This window comes from Flavobacterium sp. (assembly GCF_043720215.1).
In the GTDB taxonomy this organism is placed as follows: domain Bacteria; phylum Bacteroidota; class Bacteroidia; order Flavobacteriales; family Flavobacteriaceae; genus Flavobacterium.
In genome coordinates this window covers 1-2,722 of sequence record NZ_JAYSSZ010000265.1, presented here as the reverse complement: position 1 = coordinate 2,722, position 2,722 = coordinate 1, and the positions used below count along the sequence as shown (strand labels likewise).

The 2,722-nt window shown below is 31.3% G+C and carries 3 protein-coding genes and 1 pseudogene; 2 read left to right on the top strand and 2 right to left on the bottom strand.

What is annotated here, in order from left to right; all coding sequences use genetic code 11:
* Positions 1-96: 96 nt before the first annotated feature.
* A pseudogene (gene rimP / locus ACHZC3_RS11810) lies at positions 97-372 on the bottom strand (ribosome assembly cofactor RimP); the annotation flags it as partial.
* Positions 373-545: 173 nt separating this feature from the next.
* Here rimP and ACHZC3_RS11805 point away from each other — a divergent pair.
* The gene (locus tag ACHZC3_RS11805; RefSeq protein ID WP_394760054.1) at positions 546-1,370 is read left to right on the top strand and encodes a universal stress protein; all 825 of its coding nucleotides are present in this window, start codon (positions 546-548) and stop codon (positions 1,368-1,370) included.
* A gap of 85 nt (positions 1,371-1,455) precedes the next feature.
* Here ACHZC3_RS11805 and ACHZC3_RS11800 read toward each other — a convergent pair whose 3' ends face one another.
* Positions 1,456-1,887, bottom strand: coding sequence for a TerB family tellurite resistance protein (locus ACHZC3_RS11800; RefSeq protein ID WP_394760053.1), 432 nt, complete (start codon positions 1,885-1,887; stop codon positions 1,456-1,458).
* Between the two features lie 147 nt (positions 1,888-2,034).
* On the opposite strand from ACHZC3_RS11800, the gene ACHZC3_RS11795 reads away from it, so the two are divergent.
* Positions 2,035-2,628 (top strand): HupE/UreJ family protein, encoded by a 594-nt coding sequence (locus ACHZC3_RS11795; RefSeq protein WP_394760052.1) that lies wholly within the window; start codon positions 2,035-2,037, stop codon positions 2,626-2,628.
* Positions 2,629-2,722 lie beyond the last annotated feature (94 nt).

Sequence of the window (2,722 nt, the reverse complement as noted above, 5' to 3'; positions counted from 1 at the left end):
ATCCCGTTCGGCTGGCTGATCAGTCGCGTCGCGGGCATGCTGTTTAATTCCTACGCTTTTATATTCGGCTATCTACCGCTGACGCTGGCAGGTTTTTTTTCCAATATTTTTTTTGTACTGACGAACTAATTTTAATGGTAATGAAACACCCGCCGAAGCAACTTCTAATGCAAAATCTACTTCTTCTCGGTCTAAATTAGCATCAATTGCTCGACTTATATTAATACAATCTTGTAACTGAACACCGTTATCGCCATCTAAAGTTACAACAATTTTGTTTGCATCATTGATATTTAAATCAATCAAAAATAGGCTTGGATATTCTGCCAACCCTTGCTCTAACAATTCTTTTACTTTGTCTTTAAATGTCATATTGTATAAAAAGAGGGAAGCAGTGCTTCCCTCATTATTTAGATAAACTGCTTAATAATGCGCAAATATACTACTTTTTTTTAATTTACGAAATTTTGATTTATGTTAAATAATTTCCTACCTTTAATAAATAATTAAACTATTAATGATTATTAACCCTAAAACCAACGATTATGAAACGAATATTAGTTCCTACCGATTTTTCAGAAAACGCTGAACATGCTTTAAAAGTTGCTGCGCAAATTGCAAGAGATACAAACGGAGAAATATTTTTAGTACACATGTTAGAGCTTCCTTCGCAAATGGCAGATGCCGTTAGTGGAGGCGCAGCAGTTCCTGAAATTATGCTTTTTTTAAACAAAGCACACGAAAAACTAGAAGAAGTACTGACTCGTGATTATCTGGAAGGAATTAAAGTAAGTGAAGCCGTAAAACTAGAAAGTGCGTTTGAAGGAATTATAAAATCTAGCAAAAAGAACAACATAGACCTTGTAGTTATGGGCTCTCACGGCACATCTGGATTCCAAGAATTACTAATAGGTTCTACTACCGAGAAAATAGTTAGATCATCTGAAGCTCCGGTTTTAGTAATCAAACATGATACAAATAATTTTAAAACAGATCGTTTTGTCTTTGCTTCAGATTTTTCTAAGGAAGTAAAAAAACCATTCGAAAAAATTATTGCTTTTGCTAATATTTTTGGTTCACACTTAGATTTAGTAATGATAAACACGCCAAATAGTTTTAAAACTACCCTTGTGGCACAAAAAATAATGAAAGAATTTGTTGCTGATTTCCCAATCACAAATTATTCACTACATATATATAATGACGCAAATATAGAAACTGGTGTTTTAAACTTTGCAAATAGTGTAAATGCAGATCTTATAGGAATGTGTACTCACGGAAGAACAAGTTTGTATCATTTCTTTAACGGAAGTGTGAGCGAAGGTTTAGTAAATCACGCTAGCAAACCTGTTGTTACGTTTAAGATTTAAATTTACCCTCTTTTTTAAATAAAAAAATCACCGCTAATTTAAATATATATTAGCGGTGATTTTTTTATAATCCTTTAATACTTTTCTATTTATTCATATGTTGTATTTCGTATATAAATGTATCTAAATCTACATTCAACATAAGAAGAGACAAGGCTTTGTCTACAATATAGTTTACATTTCCTGGTGTAAAACCAAGTGCCAATGCAAACTTTGTAAGAATTTCTTTTTGTTTAGGACCAAGAACATGATCTGCATAAACCATTCTAGACAAATCATACAAACGCTCTAATCTTTGCGTGTGCAATACTGGTGGATTAATTGGGTATTTTAGAGGATTTTCTAAAATCTCTTCATATTCTGCATCAGAAATTTCTAAGCGTGTTTTTAGTTTGTCTAAAAACTGTTTTTCATCTGAACTCAAGTCGCCGTCAGCAATCGCTACACGAACAATAGCAGAAAAATGACCCTTATTTCTTGCTTTAAATTCACTATCAAATAAATCGGAAAAAGACATAATTTTATATTTATATTTCTACAAAGATACTCAATTTCATATTTTTTAAAAATAGTTTTCAAAATAGTTTTCAAAACAATCAAAATTTAAAAAACGGTCATAAATAAAAAATAATTTGTAAGTTTGACAAACCCAAACATTATTGTTATGTCTGAATTCTGGTTGTATTTTAATATTGGTTTAAAACATGTACTCAATATAGGTGCTTACGATCATGTTTTATTCCTAATTGCGTTAACAGTTCCATACACTTTCAAAGACTGGCGAAGATTATTACTCTTAGTAACTCTTTTTACATTAGGACACACGGTAGCATTAGTGCTTTCTGTCTTTGGAGTAGTTACCATCAAAGCACATTTGATAGAATTCATAATTCCAATTACTATTCTCATTATTGCGTTATTTAATCTTTTTACAGCTGGAAAAAACAACAAAACTGAAGGAATTAGTCTCATCGCTATGGTAACATTATTCTTTGGAATTATTCATGGATTAGGGTTTTCTAACTATTTCAAAACCATTTTACCAGGAGACACAACCGATAAATTACTTCCGTTGTCAGAATTTGCATTAGGAATCGAAACCGCACAAATTATAGTAGTTTTTATTGTTCTAATTATATCATACATCGTTCAAACAATTTTTAGATTCTCTAAAAGAGACTGGACACTCGTCATGTCTGCTTTTATAATAGGAGTAGTCATTCCATTACTTATTCAAAGTCCTATCTGGAATAGGTAAAAAATTTTAGGAGCTAAAATTCTGCACCTTTTTTCCAATCTTATTCCTGTTTTATATTTCTATCTTGTTTTGTTCTCATCCAAAAAGACGAGAT

Bases quoted from the DNA above. Each gene is read 5' to 3' on its own strand.
- ACHZC3_RS11805 (WP_394760054.1), top strand. From the start codon at position 546: ATGAAACGAATATTAGTTCCTACCGATTTTTCAGAAAACGCTGAACAT.
- ACHZC3_RS11800 (WP_394760053.1), bottom strand. From the start codon at position 1,887: ATGTCTTTTTCCGATTTATTTGATAGTGAATTTAAAGCAAGAAATAAG.
- ACHZC3_RS11795 (WP_394760052.1), top strand. From the start codon at position 2,035: ATGTCTGAATTCTGGTTGTATTTTAATATTGGTTTAAAACATGTACTC.